The following is a 1,804-nucleotide window of genomic DNA, read 5'->3' as shown; positions in this document are numbered from 1 at the left end:
CCGGCTCGGTATCGCCGCGGTCAACGGGGTGTCCTCGGTGGTTGTTTCCGGAGACCCGGACGCGTGCGAGGAACTGATCGCGCACTGCGAGACTCACGCAGTCCGTGCTCGCCGTATCGAGGTCGACTACGCCTCGCATTCGGCGCAGGTCGAAACGATCCGTGAACCCCTCATCGACGCGTTGGACGGACTGCAGCCGCGTGCGGGTTCGATCGCGTTCTACTCCACGGTGACCGGTGGCCTGTTCGACACCGCGGGACTCGACACCCGCTACTGGTTCGACAACGCCCGTGAACCCGTCCTGTTCGCTCAGGCCACGCAGTCGCTGATCGGAGCCGGGTTCACCACGTTCATCGAGTGCAGCCCGCACCCGTTGCTGGCGTTGGCGATGGAAGACACCGCGGCCGGTCTCGAGACCGCGGTGACCGTGACCGGATCCCTGCGTCGTGACGAGGGCGGGCTGGATCGGTTCTGGAAATCGGTGGGCCACGCCTACGTCACCGGGGCACCCCTCGACTGGACGAAGGTTTACACCACCGCACCGCGGCGGGTCGCGCTGCCGACGTATGCGTTCCAGCGGCAACGGTATTGGCTGGCCAGTACCGGGCTCGGTGGCGCCGATGTGGCCAGCGCGGGACTGGTCGGAGCCGAACACCCGTTGCTGGGTGCGGTGGTGCAGCAACCCGAGTCCGGTGCGGTCGCACTGACCGGACGACTCTCACTCACCACCCAACCGTGGCTGGCCGACCACGCCGTGGCCGGTGTGGTGTTGTTCCCCGGATCAGGATTCGTGGAACTGGCATTGCGGGCCGGTGACGAGGTCGGCGCCACCACGATCCAGGAACTGACCCTGCTGGCACCACTGGTATTCACCGAAGACCGCAGCGTCCAGGTCCAGGTCCTCGTGAGCACCCGAGACGACTCGGCCATAAGCAGCCGAGACGAATCGGCCGTGAGCGGGCGGGGCGACTCGGCCGGATGGTCGGTTTCGGTGTACACCCGCGACACTCAAACCGACACCGATTGGACCCTGCACGCCGAGGGCGTCCTCACCACCCAACAGCCGACACCGTCGATATCACAGCCGACACCGTCTGCATCGTCGGCATCGGTGGTGGATCTGGCGCAGTGGCCACCGGCCGGTGCCGAGCCGGTGCAGGTCTCCGGCGTGTACGACTGGTTGACCCGGCACGGCTACCAGTACGGGCCGGCGTTCCAGGGCCTGCAGTCGGCGTGGCGACACGGCGCGGACGTCTATGCCGAGGTCGCGGTCCCCGAGGAACTCGACGTCACCGGGATGGGCATCCATCCCGCCCTGCTCGACACCGCGCTGCACGCCGCCTGGGCCGCGGCCTACACCGGAGCCTCGATCGACGATCTCGAACTGCGGCTGCCGTTCAGCTGGGGAGATGTCCGTCTCGACGCGGTGGGCGCCACCCGCCTGCGTGTCCACCTGAGCAGCAGCGACAACGGCGCTCTGGCGGTACGACTGGCCGACACCTCCGGTATGCCGGTCCTGACCGGCACGGTGAACACCCGACCCGTTACCACCGAACAACTCCACACCGCACTACACACCACCACTACACCGGGCACAGGCCTGCTGGAACTGACCTGGACACCCCTGACAACCCTTCCCGACTCGACCCCTTCCCCGACCCGACTATGGACCCCGCACAACACCACAGAAACCGACAGTGCCGACACCGATACCGCGGATACCGACGCTGCTGATGCGGGTGTGGTGGTGTGGGAGTTGTCCTCCGGTGTGGAGGATGTGGTGGGTTCGGTGTATGCGGCCACG

1 protein-coding gene is annotated in these 1,804 nt (G+C 67.1%); it reads left to right on the top strand.

Translation table 11 applies throughout. The features are described 5' to 3' along the window. Window positions 1-10 precede the first annotated feature (10 nt). On the top strand, window positions 11-1,804 hold a 1,794-nt coding region (locus tag ACHQ4I_RS28600), incomplete at its 3' end, for an acyltransferase domain-containing protein (RefSeq protein WP_420774971.1).

The sequence above is a fragment of the Nocardia nepalensis genome (assembly GCF_048910785.1).
GTDB classification, from domain to species: Bacteria; Actinomycetota; Actinomycetes; order Mycobacteriales; family Mycobacteriaceae; genus Nocardia; species Nocardia nepalensis.
The sequence above is the reverse complement of the archived record's forward strand: the minus strand, read 5'-3'. Positions and strand labels throughout refer to the sequence as shown.